This window comes from Nonomuraea longispora (genome assembly GCF_004348345.1).
Taxonomy (GTDB): Bacteria; Actinomycetota; Actinomycetes; order Streptosporangiales; family Streptosporangiaceae; genus Nonomuraea; species Nonomuraea longispora.
This window is the reverse complement of the sequence record NZ_SMJZ01000013.1, coordinates 56,997-78,459: the sequence shown is the minus strand read 5'-3', so window position 1 is coordinate 78,459 and position 21,463 is coordinate 56,997. Positions and strand designations below refer to the sequence as shown.

General features: G+C 71.5%; 20 protein-coding genes and 2 tRNA genes. 8 read left to right on the top strand and 14 right to left on the bottom strand.

Annotated features, from left to right (window positions below; genetic code table 11):
- The first annotated feature begins 1 nt into the window (after position 1).
- Positions 2-901 (top strand): cobalamin biosynthesis protein, encoded by a 900-nt coding sequence (locus tag E1267_RS06080; protein ID WP_132330628.1) that lies wholly within the window; start codon positions 2-4, stop codon positions 899-901.
- A gap of 190 nt (positions 902-1,091) precedes the next feature.
- Here the strand turns inward: E1267_RS06080 and E1267_RS06075 are convergent, their stop codons facing one another.
- The 3 genes from E1267_RS06075 to E1267_RS06065 form a co-directional block, all read right to left on the bottom strand.
- Positions 1,092-1,325, bottom strand: coding sequence for a hypothetical protein (locus tag E1267_RS06075; protein WP_132330626.1), 234 nt, complete (start codon positions 1,323-1,325; stop codon positions 1,092-1,094).
- Between the two features lie 90 nt (positions 1,326-1,415).
- Positions 1,416-2,213 (bottom strand): exodeoxyribonuclease III, encoded by a 798-nt coding sequence (locus E1267_RS06070; RefSeq protein WP_132330624.1) that lies wholly within the window; start codon positions 2,211-2,213, stop codon positions 1,416-1,418.
- A gap of 99 nt (positions 2,214-2,312) precedes the next feature.
- A complete protein-coding gene (locus E1267_RS06065; RefSeq protein ID WP_165959478.1) occupies positions 2,313-3,077 on the bottom strand; it encodes a hypothetical protein in 765 nt (254 codons plus the stop codon).
- A gap of 142 nt (positions 3,078-3,219) precedes the next feature.
- On the opposite strand from E1267_RS06065, the gene E1267_RS06060 reads away from it, so the two are divergent.
- Positions 3,220-3,948: an AfsR/SARP family transcriptional regulator gene (locus tag E1267_RS06060; RefSeq protein ID WP_161714541.1), complete on the top strand. Its 729-nt coding sequence runs from the start codon at positions 3,220-3,222 to the stop codon at positions 3,946-3,948.
- A 13-nt stretch (positions 3,949-3,961) separates the two neighbouring features.
- On the opposite strand, the gene E1267_RS06055 is transcribed toward E1267_RS06060, so the two are convergent.
- Both E1267_RS06055 and E1267_RS06050 read right to left on the bottom strand, forming a co-directional pair.
- Positions 3,962-6,976: an AfsR/SARP family transcriptional regulator gene (locus E1267_RS06055; RefSeq protein WP_132330618.1), complete on the bottom strand. Its 3,015-nt coding sequence runs from the start codon at positions 6,974-6,976 to the stop codon at positions 3,962-3,964.
- Positions 6,977-7,093: 117 nt separating this feature from the next.
- Complete coding sequence (locus E1267_RS06050; protein ID WP_132330616.1) at positions 7,094-7,723, bottom strand: hypothetical protein; 630 nt, start codon at positions 7,721-7,723, stop codon at positions 7,094-7,096.
- Between the two features lie 17 nt (positions 7,724-7,740).
- Between E1267_RS06050 and E1267_RS06045 the strand changes: the two genes are divergently transcribed.
- On the top strand, positions 7,741-7,923 hold the full coding sequence (locus tag E1267_RS06045; protein ID WP_132330614.1) for a hypothetical protein: 183 nt from the start codon (positions 7,741-7,743) through the stop codon (positions 7,921-7,923).
- Here E1267_RS06045 and E1267_RS06040 read toward each other — a convergent pair.
- Positions 7,907-9,466 carry an ABC transporter substrate-binding protein gene (locus E1267_RS06040; protein ID WP_132330612.1) on the bottom strand — a complete coding sequence of 520 codons (1,560 nt, stop codon included), beginning with the start codon at positions 9,464-9,466 and terminating at the stop codon, positions 7,907-7,909. The two genes, E1267_RS06045 and E1267_RS06040, sit on opposite strands and share 17 nt — an antisense overlap.
- A 187-nt stretch (positions 9,467-9,653) precedes the next feature.
- Here E1267_RS06040 and E1267_RS06035 point away from each other — a divergent pair, with 187 nt between their 5' ends.
- Together E1267_RS06035 and E1267_RS06030 are read left to right on the top strand one after the other, a co-directional pair.
- Positions 9,654-11,516 carry a sensor histidine kinase gene (locus tag E1267_RS06035; protein ID WP_132330610.1) on the top strand — a complete coding sequence of 621 codons (1,863 nt, stop codon included), beginning with the start codon at positions 9,654-9,656 and terminating at the stop codon, positions 11,514-11,516.
- Entirely contained in the window at positions 11,509-11,853 is a 345-nt protein-coding gene (locus E1267_RS06030; RefSeq protein ID WP_246063516.1) for a DUF742 domain-containing protein, read from the top strand. The genes E1267_RS06035 and E1267_RS06030 overlap by 8 nt, the downstream gene beginning before the upstream one ends.
- A 44-nt stretch (positions 11,854-11,897) precedes the next feature.
- On the opposite strand, the gene E1267_RS06025 is transcribed toward E1267_RS06030, so the two are convergent.
- Genes E1267_RS06025 through E1267_RS05995 form a run of 7 tightly spaced genes read right to left on the bottom strand, consistent with a single transcriptional unit; the run spans position 11,898 to position 19,788 of the window.
- Positions 11,898-12,794, bottom strand: coding sequence for an ABC transporter ATP-binding protein (locus E1267_RS06025; protein WP_246063519.1), 897 nt, complete (start codon positions 12,792-12,794; stop codon positions 11,898-11,900).
- A gap of 2 nt (positions 12,795-12,796) precedes the next feature.
- On the bottom strand, positions 12,797-13,549 hold the full coding sequence (locus E1267_RS06020; RefSeq protein WP_132330607.1) for an ATP-binding cassette domain-containing protein: 753 nt from the start codon (positions 13,547-13,549) through the stop codon (positions 12,797-12,799).
- Positions 13,546-14,412 carry an ABC transporter permease gene (locus tag E1267_RS06015; RefSeq protein WP_132330605.1) on the bottom strand — a complete coding sequence of 289 codons (867 nt, stop codon included), beginning with the start codon at positions 14,410-14,412 and terminating at the stop codon, positions 13,546-13,548. The genes E1267_RS06020 and E1267_RS06015 overlap by 4 nt, the downstream gene beginning before the upstream one ends.
- Entirely contained in the window at positions 14,409-15,425 is a 1,017-nt protein-coding gene (locus E1267_RS06010) for an ABC transporter permease (protein WP_132330603.1), read from the bottom strand. Before E1267_RS06010 ends, E1267_RS06015 begins: the two co-directional genes overlap by 4 nt.
- 4 nt (positions 15,426-15,429) lie before the next feature.
- Positions 15,430-17,043: an ABC transporter substrate-binding protein gene (locus tag E1267_RS06005; RefSeq protein ID WP_132330601.1), complete on the bottom strand. Its 1,614-nt coding sequence runs from the start codon at positions 17,041-17,043 to the stop codon at positions 15,430-15,432.
- A 23-nt stretch (positions 17,044-17,066) separates the two neighbouring features.
- Positions 17,067-18,725 (bottom strand): hydantoinase/oxoprolinase family protein, encoded by a 1,659-nt coding sequence (locus E1267_RS06000; protein ID WP_132330599.1) that lies wholly within the window; start codon positions 18,723-18,725, stop codon positions 17,067-17,069.
- Positions 18,718-19,788 carry an S-methyl thiohydantoin desulfurase family protein gene (locus tag E1267_RS05995; RefSeq protein WP_132330597.1) on the bottom strand — a complete coding sequence of 357 codons (1,071 nt, stop codon included), beginning with the start codon at positions 19,786-19,788 and terminating at the stop codon, positions 18,718-18,720. The genes E1267_RS06000 and E1267_RS05995 overlap by 8 nt, the downstream gene beginning before the upstream one ends.
- A gap of 226 nt (positions 19,789-20,014) precedes the next feature.
- Here E1267_RS05995 and E1267_RS44095 point away from each other — a divergent pair.
- From E1267_RS44095 to E1267_RS05985, 3 genes are all read left to right on the top strand, one after another.
- A tRNA-Met gene (locus tag E1267_RS44095) sits at positions 20,015-20,087 on the top strand.
- Between the two features lie 3 nt (positions 20,088-20,090).
- A tRNA-Arg gene (locus E1267_RS05990) sits at positions 20,091-20,163 on the top strand.
- Between the two features lie 34 nt (positions 20,164-20,197).
- Complete coding sequence (locus tag E1267_RS05985; RefSeq protein ID WP_132330595.1) at positions 20,198-20,632, top strand: RpiB/LacA/LacB family sugar-phosphate isomerase; 435 nt, start codon at positions 20,198-20,200, stop codon at positions 20,630-20,632.
- Between the two features lie 170 nt (positions 20,633-20,802).
- On the opposite strand, the gene E1267_RS44090 is transcribed toward E1267_RS05985, so the two are convergent.
- The gene (locus E1267_RS44090) at positions 20,803-21,429 is read right to left on the bottom strand and encodes a hypothetical protein (protein ID WP_165959477.1); all 627 of its coding nucleotides are present in this window, start codon (positions 21,427-21,429) and stop codon (positions 20,803-20,805) included.
- Positions 21,430-21,463: the final 34 nt, after the last annotated feature.

The following is a 21,463-nucleotide window of genomic DNA, read 5'->3' as shown; positions in this document are numbered from 1 at the left end:
AATCCACCTGCTCGTCGCCGACCCGCGGTCCCCCGCCCACCCCGTCGCCCTTTTCGGACGTACCGCGGCGAAGCTGGAACGTGCGCTCTACCAGGACGCGCGCTCGCGCGGAGTCCTGCACGTCGCCGTGTGCGTGGGCGGTGCGACCACGCTCGGCGTGCTGGCCCAGCGCATCCCCGGCCGGGCCGCGCGTACGGTCATGACCGCCGTCGCCACCTGGGCCGTGCTCGGAGGCACCACGCTGGCCCGCGAGGGCGCCTCCATGGCCGCCGCTCTGGAACACGGCGACCTCGGCCGGGCCAGGGCCCGGCTCCCCCACCTGTGCGGCCGCGACCCGTCCCGGCTGGAGGCCGGGGAACTGGCGCGCGCCACGGTCGAGTCGCTGGCCGAGAACACCTCCGACGCCGTCGTGGCCCCGCTGTTCTGGGGTGCGGTGGCGGGTGTGCCGGGCCTGCTGGCGTACCGGGCCATCAACACGCTGGACGCCATGATCGGCCACCGCTCGCCGCGTTACGAGCGGTTCGGTTGGGCCGCCGCCAGGCTCGACGACGCGGCGAACTACCTGCCCGCGCGGCTGACCGGCCTGCTGGTGGTGCTGACCGGGCCGGACCCGCGCGGCGCGCTGGCCGCGCTCAGGAGGGACGGCCACCGGCACCCCAGCCCGAACGCCGGGCGCTGTGAGGCCGCGTTCGCCGGCGCGCTGGGCGTCACGCTGGGCGGCACGAACGTTTACGAGGGCAGGGCCGAACACCGTCCGACGATGGGCGATGGGCCCGAACCGGACGTCAAGGACATCCGCCGCGCCGTCCGCCTGACCCGCACCGTCAGCGTGGCCGCCGCGGCAACGACGGTCCTCGCCGCCTGGGCCCTGTCCCGCGGCCCCGGCCGCCATCGCCGCTGAAGCAGCCTGCCGCTGGTACGCGCCCGCCCGCCGCCGCACACGCCCGTACGCGGCTGACCGGAACCGCCTCACACGCCCGCACGCGGCACGCGGCCAACGTACACCGCTGGATCGCCCCTACGTGCCCGGGCCGGTGCTTTTCGCAGGGCCGCGCATTCATTGCTCCACCCCGTGCAATTGCGCGGCCTTTTCACATGACGCGATTCAGGTTGAGCACCAGCCAGATGACGAATATCGCGAGCAGAGTGATTCCGATCATGGACTTGGCGGCGTTGTTCGCGACGGCCTTCCTGGCGCTGACCTGCCTGGCGCTCTGCTTCCAGACCTGGCGCATGATGACCATGGTCTGGAAGCGGCGGCCGAGGGCGAACACGGCGAAGGCGATGAGAATGAAGAGAATGACACGGCCGTCCGCAGGTTCCACGGAGCTCCCCCTGTGGGCCTTGATGGTTTATGACACCCCCGAGACATTCGAGAAGACACAATACTCGGATGGCCGTGATTTGGTATTAGTTCATGGCCGCAGATCCACCACGATGGGCGCGTGGTCGGACGGGCCCTTGCCCTTGCGGGCCTCGCGGTCGACGTACGCCGACCGCACCCGCCCCGCGACGTCCGCGCTCGCGTAGACCAGGTCGATGCGCATGCCCTTGTTCTGGTGGAACATCCCGGCCCGGTAGTCCCAGTACGTGAACGGGTGCGGCCCTTTCATCGGCGTCGGCACGACGTCGTGGAGTCCCAGGGCGCGGAGGCCGGCGAGGGCCTGGCGTTCTGCCGGGGTGACGTGGGTGGAGCCGGCGAAGAGCGCGGGATCCCACACGTCGGCGTCGGTGGGCGCCACGTTGTAGTCGCCGCACGCCACGACGGGCCCGGCGGCCAGCTCGGCTTGGAGCGCGTCCCGCAGCGCCGCGAACCAGTCCAGTTTGTACGCGTAGTGCGGCGAGTCGACTGTGCGCCCGTTGGGCGCGTACAGGGACCAGACCCGCATGCCGCCGCAGGTGGCGCCGATGGCGCGGGCTTCGGGGCGGGCGGCGCCGACCCCGTCGAGTTCGGCGAGCCCCGGTTCGCCGGGGAAGCTCAGGGTCACGTCGTCGAGCCCGGCCGTGGACAGCAGCGCGACGCCGTTCCACCGCCCGTCACCGTGGGCGGCAACGGCGTAGCCTAGGGCGCCCACCTCCGCCGCGGGGAACGCGTCCGCGGGGCATTTGGTCTCTTGGAGGCAGACGATGTCGGGTTCGACCTCGGCCAGCCATGCGAGCAGGCGGGGCAGTCGTGCCTTGACCGAGTTCACGTTCCAGGTAGCCAGGCGCATACTTCCAGCCTGCCACCGCACGGCGTCGAGCGTCCCGGGCGGGCCGCGCCACGCGGGCCGGCCCGCCCGTCGCCCGTTTCCGCCGCCGTGCGTCTCCGGTCAGCGCATTCGGCTGTCCCAGAGCGGCTTGTTGGCGGCCGAGTAGATGATGACGCGGCCGTCGTTGCTGACCGACAGCCAGGCGCCCGGGTTGCCCGCGGTCTTGGTCGTCCACAGCGCCTTGTCGTTGCGGTCGACGACGACCCAGTTGCCTTCCTTCTGCATGATGGAGCGCGCGCCGGGGTGCCCCGCCGTCGGCGTGGTGAACAGGCTGCGCTTGCCGTCGTACAGGACGGCGTTGCCCTCCTTCTGCTGGAGCAGCTTGTAGCGGCCGTTGCTCGACTGGACCCACTGCCCGGGCCGCAGCACCTGGCCGGAGGGCAGCTTGCTGATGTAGGCGCTGGAGGACCACAGCGGCTTGTTGTCCCTGGAGTAGATCACCAGGTTGCCGCTCTGGTTGGGCAGTTTGAGGTACGCCCCGGGGTTGCCGGCGGTCTGCGTGGACCACAGCGGCTTGTTGTCGAGCCCGTAGATGACGAGGTTGCCCTCCTTCTGCATGGTCGCCCGGGCGCCCGGCTTCCCCGCGGTGGGCGAGCTCCACAACGCCTTGGTGCCGTCGTAGAACACCAGGTTCCCCTGCGCCTGCTGGATGAGCTTGAACCGGCCGTTGCTCAGCGACTGTCCGGGCAGCAGCCAGTCGCCGGGACCGAGGCGGTCCTTCGCGACGACGGCGGCGTTGCTCGGCTGCGCCATGGCGACGGTGGCCAACGGTCCGGCGATGAGGGTGCCCGCCATGACGGCGATGGCGGCCTTCTTCGTGATCATTCTATTTTCTTCCTGTTCAACCGAAGATCGTGAGTGGTAGACCTTGACAGACGCGGTTGGCGTTCTGTTGGTGCGGCGTGTGGATCCGCGGCACGGCATGGTGTTTAGCCGCCCTTTAGCGCCTCCCCTCATGCTGAGGCGAATGGATCGCTTGGAGTTTCGCCTGCTCGGGTCCATTGACGCCTGTGTTGGGGGACGCCGCCTGGACATCGGGCCGCGTAAGCGTCGTTATGTTCTGGCCGCGCTGCTGCTGGACCTGAACCGTCCGGTGCCGGTGGAGCGGCTGATTGACGCCGTGTGGGAGGGTGATCCCCCGGACAGTGCGCGGATGACCGTGCAGGGACACGTGTACCGGTTGCGCAGGGCGCTGGTCGGCGCCCGGGTGGAGACGGATTCGTCGGGATATCTGCTGCTGGCCGACCCGGAGTCGGTGGACGCGCTGCGGTTCCGCCGTATGGTGGCCGAGGCGGCGCGGCGCGACGACAGGTCCGGCGCCGATCTGCTGGACGAGGCGCTCGCCCTGTGGCGTGGTCCCGCGCTCGGCGAGTCGGGGGGCGGCAGGTCGCTGGAGGTGGCGGCGGTCGAGCTGGAGGAGGCGCGGCTGGCCGCGGTCGAGGAGCTGGCCCGCAGGAGGTTGCGGCTGCGCGAACCGGAGCGGCTGGTCGCGCCGCTGCGTGCGACCGTGACGGCCAACCCGCACCAGGAGCGGCTGGTGTCGCTGCTGATGACGACCTTCTACCAGGTGGGGCGGCAGGCGGAGGCGCTGGAGCTGTACGAGCGCACCCGCCGCCTGCTGGCCGACCAGCTCGGCGTGGACCCGGGCAAAGAGCTCCGCAGCACCTTCGAGTCGCTGCTGGCGGCTCAGGCCTGAGGCCTGAGCCGGCTCACGGTTGGTCGAGCAGCTCGTCGAGCACGGCCCGCGCGGCGGCTTCGTCGAACCGGTGCCCCCATTCCCCGTGCACCTCGGCGGCCCGCGTGGCGTGTTCGCGCGCCGCGTCGAGGTGCCCGTCGAGCAGGTCGGCCCGTGCGAGCAGGGTGAGCGCCAGCCCTTCGAGCCGCCGCAGGCCGTGCCGGGTGGCCGCGTCGAGCGCCTGCTCTGCCGCTTCGACGGCCTCGGCGCGCCGGCCGCCGCGCAGGCAGACCTCGGCCAGCCAGAGGCGCGCGCGGGTGTCGAGGTAGGGATAGGTGCGGTAGCGGTAGGAGGCGACGACCTCCTTGAGCATGGCGATGCGCACGCCGAGCTCGATGGAGTCGTCCACCAGGGCGAGCGTGCTGCGGGCCTCGTCGTACTCGCTGCGCAGGCCGCCGGCCCTGGCCGTCTGCACGGCCCGCCTGGCCAGGTCGGCCGCCCTGGCGGCGTCGCCCTTCAGGTGGTTCGCCATGGCCGCGCTCGACAACGTGCCCGGCAGCTGATTCGCGTGGGCCGACTTCAGGCTCTGGTCGAACGCCTCTACGGCCGCGTCGAGGTCGCCCATCGCCAGCCGGATGTCGCCGACGATGGAGCCGGCCCTGGCCCGCCAGGCGGACGGCTCGCCCAGCGTCTCCCGCATGCGGTTGGCGCGCAGCTGTTGTTCCAGGGCCTCGCGGGGGCGCCCTGACCACAGCAGCACGATGGCGTGGTTCTCCAGCGTGGCGGCCAGCTTCGTCGAGGGCTCCAGCGCCTCCCACAGCCGGACGATGCGCTCGTGCCTGGCGGCGCCCTCGTGGAAGTCGCCGAGGCTGGAGGTGGCCACGACGAAGTTGGTCAGCGTCAGCAGCGTGCCCGTGCCCCAGCCGATCCGCTCGTAGAACTCGGCGGCGAGCTCGTAGTGGCGCAGGGCGGCGCGGGGTTCGTTGAGGACGAAGCGCGCGTTGGCCTGCGTGTGGTGCATGCTGGCCTGCCCGGCGAGGTCGCCGTCGCGTTCGGCGGCGGCCAGGCCTCTGGCGGCCAGGGCGGCGATCAGCTCGGGCTGGTACGTGCCGTACATGAAGGCCCGCAGGGTCTCGATGAGCCGCCAGAGCACGCGCCCGGAGGCGTGGTCCATCACCGCCAGCAGGTTGTGCTGCTCGGCCTCCAGCCATGCGGTGGCGGCGTCGGCGTCGGCGAACTCCTCCGCGTCGTACGGCGGGTCCTCGGGCGTGAGCGGGAGCAGCTCGATGGAGGGCGCGAGGAGCGGCGCGGCGGCCCTGGCGGTGTGCAGGTAGTAGGCGTGCAGCCCGGTGGGGTCGTCCTCGCCGGCCGTGCAGTGTTCGCGGGCGTAGAGGGCGACCAGGTCGTGCAGCCGGTAGCGGCCGGGCGTGTGCTCCTCGACGAGGTGGGCGGAGGCGAGCCTGGTCAGCAGCCGGGTGGCCGCGGCCGGGTCGGTGCCGGCCAGCCTGGCGGCGGAGTGCGCGGTGAAGTCGCAGCCGGGGACGAGCCCGAAGCGCCTGAAGAGCATCCGCGCGTCGTCGGGGAGCGCGGCGTACGAGCTGGCGAACGCCGTGGCGACCGTGGCCTGCGCGTCGCCTTCGACGGCCAGCGTGCTCCAGCGGTCGGTGTGCAGCTCCTTGATGTATTCGCGCAGGTCGACCCGGCCGATGAGGTTGGCGCCTGCGATGGCCAGGGCGAGCGGCAGGTGCCCGCAGAGCTCGGCCAGCTCGGCGACGGCCTCGGGGTCGGTGTGCACGACGTCCTTGCCCACCAGGTCGGCCAGCAGGTCGCGGGCCTCGCCGGGGGTGAGCGTGGCCAGCCGTACGCTCTGCGCGCCCTGCAGGGTGAGCCCGCGCAGCGTGTCGCGGCTGGTGACGATGACCCCGCAGGAGCCGCCCGGCAGCAGCGGGCGCACCTGCTCGGCGTCGGCGGCGTTGTCGAGCAGGAGGAGCACCCGCCTGGTGGCCAGCGTCGAGCGGTAGAGGTCGAGTTGTTCGGCGGTGCTGCCCGGCGCCGGCACCCCGAGCGCGCCCAGCAGGCGGGGCAGCACCCGCTCGGGCGGCAGCGGCTCGCCCTGCCCGTAGCCGTTGAGGTCGACGTGGAGCTGGCCGTCGGGGAACTCGGGGGCGACCTGGTGGCCGACGTGCACGGCCAGCGCCGACTTGCCGATGCCGGCCGCGCCGGTCACCACGGCGACCCGGCCTTCGCGGACGAGCTCGCGTACGCGCGTGATCTCGGCCTGCCTGCCGACGAAGCCGGCGACGTCGCGCGGGAGCTGGCGCGGCACCACGGGTCGGTGGCCTTCGACGATGCGCTGGTGGAGGTCGCGCAGCCGGGGCCCGGGGTCGACGCCGAGCTCCCCCGCCAGCAGCCGCTGCACTCCGTGGAACAGCTCCAGGGCCTCCGCCGTGCGCCCGTCGTGCCAGAGCGCCGTCATGGCCAGGGCGTGCGGCGTCTCCCTGAGCGGCTCCTCGTCCCTGAGCTCCTGCACCAGCGCGGGCACCTCGCGGTGGCGGCCCAGCTCGATGAGGGCGGAGGCGTACTCCTCGACGAGGTCCCACCGCTCGCGGGTCAGCGGGGCGCGTACGCGCTGGTCGACCCAGGCGGTGCCGACGCCCTGCAGGGGCTGCCCGCGCCACAGCGACAGGGCTCGCTCCCACGCCGCGGCGGCGTCCTCGGGCCGGTTCGCCGCCCGCCCCTCGGCGGCCAGGCGGCGGAAGCGGCACACGTCGACCTCGTCGGCGGGTACGGCGAGGGAGTAGCCGGCCGTGGTGCTGGCGATGCGCCCGCCCAGGGTCTTGCGCAGTTGTGAGACCTTGAGCTGGACGATGGTCTTGGCGGTCTTGGGCGGGTCTTCCTCCCACAGAGCCTCGATCAGCCGGTCGACCGGCACGTAGGCGCCGTGCGAGGCCGCGAGGAGCCCGAGCACGCACTGCTGCTGGGCGCCCTCGATCGGGATTTCAGCACCGCTGTCGCACACTTCGATCGGGCCGAGCACGCGGATGTCCATTGTGTCCGAGCCTAATGCGTCAAACCATCGTCATCTTCGCTGTTGGCGCAGAGCACGTCCTGCGGCCGGGTTCCGCGGACGCGGCGGCCTGGGAACGCGGCGTCCTTTGCCTGCTTTTTACGTTCGGTCGGCGCGCTCGACGCCCACGGTGATCTCGTTGCCGAGCCGGTAGCCCTGCAGCAGCCCCAGGTCGTCGCCGCTCCAGAACCTGCCGGGGTCGTACCAGTTGGGCCGGCGACCGGCGGGCAGCAGCCCCATCTCCTCGTACGTGACCGCCACGACCTCGGCGCAGTAGGCGCTCTCCAGCGTCTGCTCCCTGCGGCCGCGGCGCGGGATCCGGCCCCTGAACCAGCGGGCGGCCAGCCGGGTGGTGGAGGGGAACGGGGTGCCGTCGAGCCTGGCCACCGTGCGCAGGGCGGCGTCCTCCATCTCGCGCGTCGCCTCGGGGTCCAGCTGGCGCAGCCAGGGCCGCTGGTCGTACCGGTCGGCCCAGACCGTCACGGCGTCGCGCAGGTCGTGCAGCTGCACTCCGCGGTGGTGGGTGCCGGCCCACAGATCGGGCAGCGACCGGCCGAGCTCGGCGTGCCACATCATGGGCGGCAGGTCCTCGATCACGACGGCCATGCCCACGTGGTTGACCGGGCTGTTGGTCATCGTCTGGATGGCGCGGTCGGGCACCGAGCGCCCGCGGAAGATCCACAGGTCGCCGGTGCGCGTCACCTTGACGGCCTCGTCGAGAGTCAGCACACCGTTAGCCTAGGCACATGCGCTGGTGGAAGATGCTGGGTCTGGCCGGAGTCATGGGAGTGGCGGCCACGGGGGTGGTGATCGCGCGGGCCGAGCGGCGCCGCCGCGCCTACACCCCCGAGGAGATCAGGGCCCACCTGCGCGAGCGGGTCGACGCCGCGCGCGGTGACGGCCCGGACGAGGTCACGCCGACGGCCTGAGGCTGTGGACGAAGACCACGTTGGGATAGGCGGGGTTGTCGTCATAGCCCTCGACCCCGCCGAGGTAGGCGCGCTGGGAGTAGACCACCCAGGGCAGCGCCGCGGCCACCCGCTGGTCGAGCACCCTGTCGGTGGCCTGCTGGTACACCCGCTGCGCCGCCGCCTTGTCCGTCACGGTCAGCTCGGGCACGGAGTCGAGCAGCGCGTCCAGGTTGTGGTCGCGCAGGTAGGACAGGTTGAACTCCGGCTTGTCGGCGCTGTGGAAGACGTTGCCGAAGTAGGAGTAGCCGTCGGCGTAGTCGGGCCACCAGTACATGATGAAGATGTCCTGGCCGTGCTTCTTGCCCAGCTCCCACTGCGCGTTCCAGTTCATGGGGCGGGCGTCGAGGGTGACGTTGAGCGGGCGCAGCGCCGCCCGCAACCTGGAGACGAGCACGTGCTGGTCGGGCTGGCCCTGCCCGTACGTCACGCGCAACTGCAGCGGCTCGCCGCCCGGGCCGTGGCCGGCGGCTTGCAGCAGCCGGGCGGCGCCCTCCAGGTCCTGCTTCGGCTCCTTGCCCGGCACGTGGCCGAGCAGCCCGTCCGGTACGATGCCGCTGGCCGGGCCCACGGCGCCGCGCAGCGCGCGCACCACACCCTGGTAGTCGACGGCCTTCTGGACCGCGCGGCGCACCCGGATGTCCTTCATCGGGCCGCGCGCGGTGTTGAACAGCATCATCGCCGTGGTGAACGAGCGCCGCTCCGACGTGCGGATGCCCGCCTTGGCCGAGGCCCTGGCGAACAACGCGGGTGAGAGCCGGTCGACGAAGGTCGCCTCGCCGTCCAGCAACATCTGGTACGCCCGTTTCGGGTCCGGCACGGCACGGTACTTCACCGTGTTGTAGTGCGGCCGGTGCCAGCCGCCCCAGTAACCGTCGTACGCGGTGAGCGTGAGCTCCTCCTCCGCCCCCTTCTGCCACTGGGACACGGTGTACGGCCCTGTGCCCGCGTCCCTTCCCTGCGCGAACCACTTCGTCAGGTCGGGGGCGGCCTTGGTGTCGTAGATGTAGGCGGCGTACCCGGCGGAGGCCACCAGGTCGAGCGGGACGGGGTAGCGCAGCGTGAAGGTCACCGTCAGCGGGCCGTCGACCCTGATCGAGGAGACGGCGTTCCAGATGTAGGAGGCGCCGGTCTTGGCCTTGATGGTGCGCTCGATCGAGGCCTTGACGGCCGCCGCGTCCAGCGGCCTGCCCGTGTGGAAGGTCACGCCCGAGCGGATGGTGAACGTCCAGGTGCGGCCGTCGCCCGAGGCCTGCCAGGACGTGGCCAGGCGTGGGGTGGCGAGTTTGGTGACCGGGTTCCAGAGGGTGAGGGTCTCGTAGATGTTCTGGAAGGCGATGATCTCGTTGGAGTAGGAGCGGCTCGGGTCCCACTCGGTGATCACGTCGCCGTTGTCGACGTGCACGAAGGGGGACGTCCCCTGCGGGGCCTGGCGCACCTCTGCAGGAGGCGAGCACGCCATGAGGAGCGCCAGCGCCGCGGCCGCAACGAGACGACTGCGCAACGCGTCCTCCTCCGTCACCGACGTACCCGGGGAAACCTACTGCATGATCATGAAAACATGTCCAAAACTCCCGAAAAATTGGGCAATCTGGTGATCGAATTGCTATCCTCAGGGCTTGTCCCGTCCGGGGTTGCCAGCAGGGGACCGACCGGAGTGAGGTGCCATGGGTCGTAGCCGAACGATCCGCATGAAGATCATCGGAATCCTACTGGTGCCTCTGACCTCCATGGTGGTGTTGTGGGGCGTCATCACCGCCGTCACCGCCACCGAGAGCTTGGAGCTACGGGAGTACAAGACACTCTGGACGAACCTCCGCCATCCAGCGTACAAACTGATCAACGAGATCCAGCGGGAGCGTCTCGTCTCGGCCAAGCACTTGCGTCACATGGCGGCCCAGCCCGCGGTGGAGACGCAGCGTAGCCGTACCGACGCCGCCGAGCTAACTTTCAGGCGGCTCTCGGAAAGCTCCAAGGACGAATCGGAAGAGATCCGCACGCAGGTGAACGCGGTGTACACGCAACTGAACAGGCTCGACGTGATCAGAGGAGAGATCGACACGAGCCTGAGCGACCGCCTGCACGCCGTGGAGTCCTACGACGCGATCATCGACACCCTGTTCGGCCTGCACCGCCGCGTCGCGCTCATCGACGACATCCCGATCTACGAGCAGTCACGTGTGGTCATCGACATGAGCTACGCCAAGGAGCTGCTCACCCGCGAGCAGGCCATCGCGCTCGGGCCGACCACGGCGGCGGAGCGCAGGACGTTCACGCAGATCGTCGGCAACCGGCGCTTCCTCGTCGACCAGGCACTCGGTGAGCTCGACCCGCCGCTGCGCGACCCCCAGGTCGCCCTGATCACGTCCGCGGCCTACCAGCGGATGCGCATGATGGAGGACCAGATCATCTCGGGCCGCTCGCCGGGCGACTGGTTGAGCGTGAGCGAGGAGCTGGCCAAGTCGTTCCAGGACGTCCAGATGCGGGCCAGCATCGACCTGAACGCACGCGCCGACCCGGTGGCCGACGAGGTGCTCAACCGGGCGCACCTGCTGGCGGGCACGGCCCTCGTCCTCGTGATCGTGTCGATCGTGTTCTCGCTGCGGATGGGCAACCGGTTGTCGCGCGAGCTCGGCGCGCTCCGGCTGGCCGCGCTGGAGGTGGCGCAGGAGCGCCTGCCGCACGTGGTCGGCAAGCTGCGCGGGGGCGAGCGGGTCGAGCTGCCCGAGGTGTCGGTGGCGAGCAGCACCGTCGAGATCGACGACGTCGGGCAGGCCTTCTCCACGGTCCAGCAGACCGCCGTCGAGGCCGCCATCGGGCAGGCTCGGCTCAACGAGGGCGTCGGCCACGTCTTCCGCAACCTGGCCAGGCGCAGTCAGACGCTGCTGCACCGCCAGCGCATCCAGCTGGAGGACATGCAGCACCGCGCGACCGACCCGGACGCCCTTGAGGACCTGTTCAAGCTCGACCACCTCACCACCCGCATGCGCCGCCACGCCGAGGGCCTGATCATCCTGTCGGGCGCCACGCCGGGCCGCGGCTGGAGCCGCCCCGTGCCGCTGCTCGACGTGGCCCGCGGCGCGGCCGCGGAGGTGGAGGACTACCCGCGGGTCACCGTCGAGCCGATGTCCGGCCAGCGCCTGGCGGGCCCCGTCGTCGGCGACGTGATCCACCTCGTGGCGGAGCTGATCGAAAACGCGACCGTCTACTCCCCCGCCCACACCCAGGTCATCGTGCGGGGCGAGGAGGCGGCCAGGGGGTTCGCCTTCGAGGTGGAGGACCGGGGGCTCGGATTGAGCGCAGAAGTGCTGGCCGAGCTCAACGAGCGGCTGGCCAGCCCGCCGGAGTTCGACCTGGCCGACAGCGACAGGCTCGGCCTTTTCGTCGTCTCCCGCCTGGCCGCCAGGCATGACATCCGCGTGACACTACGCGGTTCACCATATGGAGGGACCACCGCGATCGTGTTGATCCCGGCTGAGCACGTGGCGGATCCGAACCCGGAGCCCCACGTCAAGGAACCCGCTCGACCCATGCGGGTGGTGCGCAGTGAGTGACAACAGCCCGGAAGAGCGCTGGCTGGACGAGGACGCCGGTCCGATCGTCCCCGCCTATCTGCTGACCAGGGGCCGTACGGTGCCCGCGAGCGAGGCCATCGACCTCATCGCGGTCATCATCACGTCCGGCGGCCTGACGACGCCGCGCGGCCTCGACCCCGAGCACCTGATCATCCTGCAGAAGTGCACCCAGCCGACCCGTCTCGTGGACGTGGCGGCCGAGCTCAACCTGCCCATCGGCGTGATCAGGGTGCTGGTCGGCGACCTGCACGCGCGCCAGCTCGTGCAGGTCGAACACCCGCCCCCGCGCCCGACGCGAAGGTGCTGCTCGAGGTGATCAGCGGGCTGAAGGCACTGTGACCACCCGTGGCAGCGCGCGGCTCAAGGCGCGCTGCCCGGCCCTGTGGCCAGCACGTCCTCCGCGCGGTGGCAGGCCACCTGACGCCCCCGCACCTCCCTGAGCGCGGGCGGCCGCTCGCATTCCGGCGCGGCCAGCGGGCAGCGGAACCTGAACGGGCAGCCCGTCCCCGCGGGCACGGCCTCCGTCACTCCCCTTGCCTGCGGCGGCGGACCGCCGAGCTTCGGCACCGCGTCGCGCAGCGCCAGGGTGTAGGGGTGGGCGGGGTTCGCCAGCAGGTCGCGCGTGGGCCCCGACTCGACGACCCGGCCCGCGAACAACACGTGCGAGGTGCGGCAGAGCCGCTCCACGACGGCGAGGTTGTGGGTGATCAGCAGGCGCTCGGTGTCCAGCGAGGCGATCAGGTCGAGGATCCGCGCCTGGACGGTGACGTCGAGCGCGCTCGTGGGCTCGTCCAGGATGAGCAGGCGAGGGCCGGCCGCCAGGGCCCTGGCGATCACCACCCGCTGGCGCTGGCCTCCCGAGAGCTGGTGCGGCCTGCTCGTGGCCAGGCCGGGATCGAGGCCGACCTGTTCGAGCAGTTCCGGCACCCTGGCTCTGGCGGTGCGGGACCCCCGCACCGCCAGAGCCTCGGCCACGGAGGCGCCGACGCGCATCCTGGGGTCGAGGGCCTCGGCCTGGAAAACGGGCTGGACGTCCTTCCGGAACTTCCGCATGTCCGCTTTTTTGAGTATTTGGTCGCCGTACCAGATATTTCCGGAGATGGGGGTGAGGAGGCCCAGGAACGCGCGCGCCAGGGTCGTCTTGCCCGAGCCGCTCTCCCCGATCAGCCCGACCCCGCCCGCAGTGATGTCCAGGCTCACGTCGTGCACGACCGCGCGCCCGGCGTACCCGAGAGTCACCCGCTCGGCCCTGAGCATGGTCACGGCAGCGCCTCCAGCAACTCGCGCGTGTACGGGTGCGACGGCTCGGTCAGCACCCTCGCGGCGGGCCCCGACTCCACCACCTCCCCGTCCTTCATGACGAGCACCCGGTCGGCGATCGTCGAGACCAGGGCCAGATCGTGGGAGACGAGCAGGAGGGCAAGGTCGCGTTCCTCCCTGAGCCGGCGCAGCACGCCGACCACCTCGGCCTGCACGGTCACGTCGAGGGCGCTGGTGGGCTCGTCGGCGAGGATCACCTCGGCGCCCAGGGCGATGGCCAGCGCGATGGCGAAGCGCTGGGCCTGGCCGCCGGAGATCTCGTGCGGATAGCGGCGCAGGATCGCGCGGTCGAGCATGACCGCCGCCACGGACTCCGCCATGATCTCGTCCAGGCGCCCGTCCTTGCCGCTCCCGACGCCGTGGAGCCTGAGCGCTCGGCGCATCAGCACGCCGAGACGCGTGGCGGGGCTGAGCGCCGACTGGGGTGACTGCATGACGAGCGCGGCCCTCGCGCCGCGGATCTCGCGCAGCCGGCGCGGCGAGGCGGTCAGCACGTCGACCCCGCAGACCCTGACGTGCCCCGAGATGTCGGCGTTCTCGGTAAGGCCGAGGAGCGACAGCAGCGTGGTCGACTTGCCGGAGCCGCTCTCCCCCACGATCGCGACACACTCGCCCGCGCCCACGTCCAGCTCGGGAACGCCGGCCACCAGCCGCCCCGCGTAGCGCACCTGGAGATCGCGTACCTCGATCACGTGACCTTCCTCGCCCTGGGGTCGAGCGCGTTGCGCAGCCCTTCCCCCAGCATGTTGAACGCGAACGCCGTCACCAGGATCGCCAGCCCGGGGAACGTGCCGATCCACCAGTTCGTGGTGAACAACGTCTGCCCCTGCTGGACCATCAGCCCCCACTCCGCCGTCGGTTCCTGCGCGCCCAGCCCCAGGTACGACAGCGCCGCCGCGGTGAGGATCACGCCGCCCGCGTCCAGCGACATCTGGACGAGGACAGGCGTGAGGGAGTTCGGCAGCACGTGCCGCCAGACGATCAGCGGCGCGGGCACACCGAGGCACCGGGCGGCGTCCACGTAGGGGCGGGTGGCGATCGAGGCGGCCACGGACGCCGCCAGCCGGGTGTACCAGGGCCACCAGGTCACCGCGATCGCCAGGATGACCGTGGTCACGCTCGGCGGCAGCACGACCGCCAGCGCCAGCGAGAGCAGCAGCGCGGGGAAGGCCAGGAACACGTCCGTGACCCGCATGATCGCATCTCTGACCCAGCCGCCCGCGTAGCCGGCCACCACGCCCAGCGTGACACCGGCCAGCGCCGAGACCGCCAGCACGGACACGGCGATGGACAACGACGTGCGGGCGCCGTACAGAATTCTCGTGAGCACGTCGCGGCCGAGCTGGTCGGTGCCGAACCAGTGCGCGGCGCCCGGTGGCAGCGACCCCTCCAGAGGGCGCGGCTCGTCCGGGTACGGGGCGAGCCACGGCGCCATGATCGCGGCCAGCACGATCAGCACGATGAGCACCGCCCCCAAGGCGGCGAACCGGTCGGGGACCCGTGGCAGCAGGCGGCGCAGCGGCACCTCGGCGGTGGTCTCCTGGGGGCTCGTCATCGGGTCCTCGCCCGGGGGTCGAGGAAACCCTGGAGCACGTCCACGACCAGGTTGGCCAGCACGTAGACCAGCGCGACCAGGAGCGTGACGCCCGCGATCGCCGGCGTGTCGCGCGAGCGGATCGCCTCGGCGGCGTAGCTGCCCAGGCCCGGCCAGTTGAAGATCGCCTCGACGAGGAAGCCGTTGACGATCGAGTAGGCGAAGACCAGGGCGATCAACGCCAACACGGGGCTCAGCGCCGGTCGCAGGGCGAACTTGGTCAGGATGGACGTTTCGCCGAACCCGAGCGCGCGTTCCAGCCGGGCGTGGTCCTGGCCGGACTCCTCGATGAGGGTCGCCCTGGTCATCTGGGCGATGACGCCCGTGGGGTAGGCGGCCACGACCAGGGCCGGCAGCACCAGGTGGTGGAGGGTGCTGGTGAGGATGGGCCAGTTGCCGGTGATGAGGGCGTCGACGACGGTGATGTTGGTCCACAGGGTGAGGGGGCTGGTGGTGTCGAGCGAGGAGTCGTACTCACCGGCCACGGGGAACCAGTCGAGCCGGCCAGCGAGGAGGAGCTGGAGGGCGAGGGCCAGCCAGAAGACGGGGACGGAGACGGCCAGCATGCTGCCGAACCGTACCCCGAAGTCCGGAAATTTCGTCTTGTAGCGGGCGGCGAGCACGCCGATCGGGATTCCCACGACCACCGCGATCAGCAGCGCCGCCCCGACGAGTTCGAGCGAGGCGGGGAAGGCGAGATAGAGGTCGTCGCGCACGGGCTGCCGGGTGTGCAGGCTGACACCCCAGTCGCCGGTGACCAGGTCCCGCACGTAGGCGACGAGCTGCACCGGCAGCGGATCGTCCAGCCCGAACCTCTCGCGCGCCGCGTCGAGTTCCTCGGGAGTGGCCTTCGGCCCGGCGAAGGCCACCGCGGGATCTCCCGGCACCAGCCGCATGACGGTGAACGTGAGCACGACCACGCCGGCCACGACCAGGAGGGCCTGGCCGAGCCGGCGGGCCAGATAGCGCAGCATGCGGTCAGCGCGCGCGTTGGAGGTCGTAGAAGAAGACGACGTTGGGATAGGCGGGGTTGTCCACGTATCCCTTGACGTCCGCGGTGAGCGCGCGCTGGTAGGTCTGCACGTACGGCACCGCCACCGCCGCCTGCTCCTCGATGATCTTCTTCTGCAGGTCCTTGAACGCGTCGTCCGCCTTGAGCGCGTCGGTCGCCATGAGTTCGGGCAGCTTCTCGATGGCCGCGTCGATCTCACGGTCCTTCAGGTACGACAGGTTGAACCGCGGCTCGTCCTCGCTCTTGAACACGTTGAGGAACCACGAGTATGCGTCCGGATAGTCCGGATACCAGTACATGACGAAGATGTCCTGCCCCTGCTGCTTGCCCTGGTCCCACTGGGCGCTCCACGTCATGGGCTTGGCCTGCAGCGTGATGTTGAGCTTCTTCAGCGCCGAGCTGAGCAGCGTGACCAGCATCTTCTGGTCCTCGTCGCCCTGCGCGTAGGTGAGGGAGAGCCTCAGCTCGGGGTTGTCGGGGCCGTACCCGGCCTCGGCCAGCAGTTCCTGTGCCCTTCCCAGGTCGGGCTTGGGCTCCATGTCGCTCACGTGGCCGAGCAGCCCCTCCGGCACCATACCGCTGGCCTTCGAGCCCGAGCCCTTCAACGCCGCCGCCAGGCCGTCGTAGTCGATCGCTAGTTGCAGCGCCTGCCGGATCCTGACGTCCTTCGTCGGGCCCGCGGCCGTGTTGAACAGCACCAGCAGGTTCTGGAACGACGGCGACCGCGCGGTCCGGACGTTGTCGGTCATGCCGGCCTGCTCGAACAACTGCGGGTTCAGCCGCTGGACGAAGTTGACCTCGCCTTTCTGGAGCAGCTGCCACGCGGTGGTGATCTCGGGAGTGACCCGGAAGGAGACCTTCCTGTACTGCTCGGGCGTCCAGCCGCCCCAGTAGTCCTCGAACGCCTTCAGCGTGAGCTCGGTCTCCTTGCCCTTCTGCCACGAGTCGATCGTGTACGGGCCGGTGCCGGCGGTCGTCTTGCCGTCGGCGTCCACGGCGTCCACGTCGTAGATGTAGGCGGCGTAGCCGGAGGAGGCGACGAGGTCGAGCGGCGCGGCGCGCTTGAGGGTGAACTTCAGCGTGGTCGCGTCCACGGCCTCGATCCTGTCGACCGGGTCCCAGATGTAGGCCGCGCCGCCCTTCTTCCTGATCGTGCGCTCGATCGCCTTCTTCGCCGCCGCGGCGTCCATCGTGGCGCCCGAGTGGAACTTCACGCCCTGGCGGAGCTTGAACGTCCACTCCTTGCCGCCGTCGGCCGAGGTCCACTCGGTGGCCAGGCGCGGTTCGGCCTCGCGGGTCTGGAAGTTGTAGCGGGTCAGGCCCTCGTAGATGTTCGACAGGGCGACGATCTCGTTGGAGTAGGAGGTGGCCGGGTCCCAGTCGGTGACGACGTCGAGGTTCGGCGCGTAGACGAACGTGCTGTCGTTGGCCTTCGCGGTCTGCCTGGCGGCCGGTCCGGTGCCGTCCGCGGGCTGCGGTGTGCCTCCGGCGCCGCGCACCTGGCCGCCCGCGCACGCGGCGGCGGTCATGGCCAGGACGCCGGTGAGCCCGGCTACGAGCAAGCGCTTGTGCCAGCGCATGGTGGGGGGATCCTTTCGATCTGTCACCGGGCGAGGGGTCCGGCTGCTTTGACGTGTACGCGTACGGCGGGCTCGGAGAGATAGCTCAGTGGCACCTCGAGGAGATCCACGATCTCGACGCCGGAAGGGTCCGCCCCCGCCGCCACAGCTCGCGCCGCCGCCTCTTCCTTGGCCCTTTCGATGGCTTTCGGCCGACTATCTCCCGCAGGCAAGATCGTATCCACTCTGCCGCTCGCGAGGGCGATCGCGGCCCCCACGGCGTTGGCCACCTCGGCGTGCTCAGGGCGGATCACCCCGCTCACGCCCGGGATGCGGCCGGGCAGGATGAACGCCCCGCCGCCCACCGCGACCAGGGGCCGGTCGGTCCTGCCGAGCGTCATGCGATCCACCGCGTCCACGACCATCTCGTCGGCCACGAGCACCGCCCTGGCCAGGACGTCGGCGATCGTCTCCCGCCCGTCCCCCGCGCGCGGCCCTTTCTCGGGCCCGGAGCGCGCGGCCTGTCGGGCCAGGACGGACTCGGGGAGCCGACCGCGCCAGCCGGCCGACCCGGGCGGGGTACGGCCCGCCGCCACCGCCGCGTCGGTCATCGTGGCCGTGTCCCCGCCGAAGACCAGCGCCTCGCCGGCGATCCGGTAGCCGACGGAGTCGGGGCCGACGCCGCCGCCGCGCACCACGCTCCCGCCGCCGAGGGCGATGGCGAGGATGTCCGGCATCCGGAAGTTGGTCAGCACCCCGCCGATCTCGACCGCCGCCGCCGACTCGCGAGGGAAACCGCCGGTCAGCACCCCGAGGTCGGTGGACGTACCGCCGACGTCCACCACCACCGCGTCCGTCACGCCGGACAGGTGCGCGGCGCCGCGCAGGGAGTTGGCCGGGCCCGAGCCGATCGTCGCGACCGGCATCCGCTCGGCGTGCTCCACCGTCATGAGCGTGCCGTCGTTCTGCGCCAGGTACGGGCGCGCGCCCAGGCCACGCTCGGCCAGGGCGGCGGTCAGCGCGCCGGTCACGTGGGCGGCGACGCCGTACAGGGCGGCGTTCAGCACGGTGGCGTTCTCGCGTTCGAGCAGCCCCAGCGTGCCGATCTCGTGGCTGAGCGAGACCGGCAGGCCGTACTCGGAGGTGACCAGTTCGGCGACGAGGCGCTCGTGCTCGTCGCTCGCCGGGCTGAAGACGCTCGTGACGGCCACCGCGTCGGCCCGCACGCCGTCCAGGAAGCGGCGGACGGCTCCGAGGCCGGGCGCGCCGATCTCGCGGCCGTCGACGTAGTGCCCGCCGGGGACGATGGCCTCCCCCGCCGACACGGCCGCGCGCAGGTCGTTCGGCCAGCCCGACAGCGGGGGCACGGCGGTGGTGGCGGGGGCGCCGAGCCTGAGCACGGCGACCCGGCCGAGGTTCCTGCGTTCGAGGATCGCGTTGGTCGCGTGCGTGGTGCCCAGCATGATCCTGGCCACGCGGCTGCGTGCGCCGCCGCCCTGCCCGTCCCGCGCAGCGGGCGGGTCCTCGGCTCCTTCCAGCTCCGCCAGCACCGCGTCCATGGCCGCCCGCAGCCCTCCGGTCACGTCCGGGGTGGTCGGGCGCTTGGCCTTGGCCACCACCCGGCCGCCCGGGCCGAGCACGACCGCGTCGGTGTTCGTGCCGCCGACGTCGATCCCGATGCCGAGCTCCGGCAGGTCAGCCATGCGCGGTCAGCTCCTCGACGGGTACGTAGTCGTGGTCGTAGCCGAACGCCCTGGGACCGGCCGTCTCCAGTCCTTTGGGCGTGCGCCAGAGCGGGTCGCACGGCCAGGCGAGCACGCTGACGCGCTGGCCGTACCTCAGGCTCTCGGTCTGGACGGCGGCGGCCGTCTCGGTGTCCACGACGGTGATGAGGTCGGGCACCATGGCCCGCACGGCGCCGTCCTCGACGGCGATGAGGTTCTCGTTCTGCAGTTCCACGGTGAGACGGCGGCCGCGGTCGTCTCCGGTGCCCTCGATCGTGGCGGTCCCCCTGACGAAACCGCCGGTGGTGCGGCGGTCCACGTCGGTCAGCTTGCCGGTGATCAGGCGTACGGCGCCGAGGCGGTCCCGCAGCGCGCCGAGCGGGTCGACCGCGCCCTCGGTGGCCCTGCCGATCCCGATCGCGCGGGTGACCGTGCCCTCGATGACCGCGCCGCGGGCACGGCCAGCCGTGAGGACGTAGTCGGCCATCAGCGCGTGCGAGCCCGCGGCCACGCACACGGCCCGCGCCAGGCGTTCCGACCAGAGCCCGTCGATCGGGCGGATGGTCACGACATTTCCCACGATGTCAGACATGATCACGAGGTCTGCCGGGAGCCCGGCCACGTACATCGACACCATCTGCACCTCGGGGAACGCCCGGCCCATGCCGTCGGCGTCGAGCAGCGGCACCCCGAGGCGCGCGGCCCAGGCGACCGGCGCCACCCCGTTCGAGCCACCGATCTCGGAGGACATGATGGCGCTCGGCGGGCGGCCGAAGAGCCGCTCGACCTCCTCGGCGACGCGCTTGGGCTCGTCCTCCCCGTGGATCATCTCGTGCCCGACCGTCGGCGCCCCGATCCCGGACAGCGGCACGACCAGCGCGTCACCGGGCAGGTCGGCCAGATCGACCAGCGGCACCTCGCCGTACGCGCGGATGGCCCTGACCGCGGCCAGCGAACCCGCGCGCACGTCTCCCCCGCCGCCCGTGCCGAGGATCGCGCACCCGCGGGCGAGTGCGGGAATGTCACTCTCGTCAATGCTCATATGGCTGCACAACCAAGCACAAACCGTCTCAATGTGCCAGTCTGACATGTGAGGGACAAAACAGGTTGCGCCGTCGTACGGGCGGCCGCCATGCTCGATACCGGCACCTGAACCAGCGGAAAGGACCTCCCATGACCACCCGGCGAATGCGCGTGCGGCGCCGTACGGGCGTGTCCTGGGTGCGCCGAGGCTGATCCTCCCGGCCCCGGCCCCGCCCGGATTCCCAGGCGGGTGGGGGCGCTGGTGTGCCCGGCGATTTCATACGTCGCTCCAGGCGGGTTCGATTCCCGCACCCGCCACGAGCCCTCGTGGCGCAGCGGAGAGCGCACCTGTTTCCGATGCAGGAGGCCGCTGGTTCGATTCCAGCCGGGGGCGCTGGTACATCTGAGGTGAGCAACCGGGAGGACGCATGCGGATTTCGGTGGCCGCCGACAGCAAGGACGGCGTGGCCGAGCGGGTCGTGACGGAGCTGCGCAGGCGCGGGCACGACGTGGTCACCCACGGCGCGCTCGGCGACGGCGAGCGCGCCGACTGGGCGTGGGCCTGCGAGCTGGCCGCGAAAGACGTCAGCGAAGGGCGGGCCGACCAGGCGGTCGTCTGCTGCTGGACGGGCACGGGCGCGTCCATCGCGGCGAACAAGGTGCCCGGCGTACGAGCCGCGCTCTGCGTCGACGCCTACACCGCCGACGGCGCCCGCACCTGGAACGACGCCAACGTCCTCGCGCTCAGCCTCCGGCTGACCTCCGACGTGGTGCTCGGCGAGATCCTCGACGCCTGGTTCGAGGGGCGGCCCAGCACCGACGCCGCCGACCTCGCGAACGTCTCCCATCTCGACGAAATCTGACTGCGCTTGGGGCGCATGTCCAATGTGCGGTGCACGCATTGCGGGCAGGCGCTGGAGACCGGGTTCATCATGGACTCCGGCCAGAGCTCCCAGGGATGTCGGTGCGGGCGTTTAGGGTGCTGGGCATGACCGACGTGCTGCTCCGTGGCGTGCTCCCCTGGAGGCTCGGCTCAACCGCCGACATCCTCGTCCGCGACGGCCGGATCGCCCGGGTCTGCCAGGGTGTGGACGCGCCCGCCGCCCACGTGGTCGACGTCGCGGGTCAACTGGTGCTGCCCGGCCTCGTCGAGGCCCACTGCCACCTCGACAAGACCCTCTACGGCGGGCCCTGGGTGCCTCACTCCGCCGACGACACGCTCGCCGGCCGCATCGGCAACGACCTCGCCCGCCGCGGCGAGCCGGGCGTGCCGAGCGTCGAGCGGATCGGCGCGCTGCTGGAGCTCATGAGCGCGGCCGGCACCACCCATGTGCGCTCCCGCACCGACATCGACCCCGAGGTCGGGCTGCGCGGCGTGGAGGCCGTGCGCGAGGCGTCCGCCCGTTCCCCGGTCGACGTGCGTCAGGTCGCCTTCCCGCAGCACGGCGTGCTGACCGACCCGGGCACCGCCGAGCTGCTCGAAGAGGCGCTGAAGGGCGGCGTCGAGGCGGTCGGCGGCATCGACCCGGCCGGCGTCGACCGGCTGGCGCGGGGCTTCGCCGACGCGGGCGTGGCGCTCGCGACCTGGGCCGTCTACAGCTATCCCGTGCCGCCGATCAAGAAGCTGCGGGCCGCGGGCGTCACGATCGCGTGCGGGCACGACGGCATCCGCGATCTGTGGGGCCCCTACGGCA

Bases quoted from the DNA above. Each gene is read 5' to 3' on its own strand.
- E1267_RS06070 (WP_132330624.1), bottom strand. From the start codon at position 2,213: ATGCGCCTGGCTACCTGGAACGTGAACTCGGTCAAGGCACGACTGCCC.
- E1267_RS06065 (WP_165959478.1), bottom strand. From the start codon at position 3,077: ATGATCACGAAGAAGGCCGCCATCGCCGTCATGGCGGGCACCCTCATC.
- E1267_RS06060 (WP_161714541.1), top strand. From the start codon at position 3,220: ATGGATCGCTTGGAGTTTCGCCTGCTCGGGTCCATTGACGCCTGTGTT.
- E1267_RS06055 (WP_132330618.1), bottom strand. From the start codon at position 6,976: ATGGACATCCGCGTGCTCGGCCCGATCGAAGTGTGCGACAGCGGTGCT.
- E1267_RS06045 (WP_132330614.1), top strand. From the start codon at position 7,741: ATGCGCTGGTGGAAGATGCTGGGTCTGGCCGGAGTCATGGGAGTGGCG.
- E1267_RS06035 (WP_132330610.1), top strand. From the start codon at position 9,654: ATGAAGATCATCGGAATCCTACTGGTGCCTCTGACCTCCATGGTGGTG.
- E1267_RS06025 (WP_246063519.1), bottom strand. From the start codon at position 12,794: ATGCTCAGGGCCGAGCGGGTGACTCTCGGGTACGCCGGGCGCGCGGTC.
- E1267_RS06015 (WP_132330605.1), bottom strand. From the start codon at position 14,412: ATGACGAGCCCCCAGGAGACCACCGCCGAGGTGCCGCTGCGCCGCCTG.
- E1267_RS06010 (WP_132330603.1), bottom strand. From the start codon at position 15,425: ATGCTGCGCTATCTGGCCCGCCGGCTCGGCCAGGCCCTCCTGGTCGTG.
- E1267_RS06005 (WP_132330601.1), bottom strand. From the start codon at position 17,043: ATGCGCTGGCACAAGCGCTTGCTCGTAGCCGGGCTCACCGGCGTCCTG.
- E1267_RS06000 (WP_132330599.1), bottom strand. From the start codon at position 18,725: ATGGCTGACCTGCCGGAGCTCGGCATCGGGATCGACGTCGGCGGCACG.
- E1267_RS05995 (WP_132330597.1), bottom strand. From the start codon at position 19,788: ATGAGCATTGACGAGAGTGACATTCCCGCACTCGCCCGCGGGTGCGCG.
- E1267_RS05985 (WP_132330595.1), top strand. From the start codon at position 20,198: ATGCGGATTTCGGTGGCCGCCGACAGCAAGGACGGCGTGGCCGAGCGG.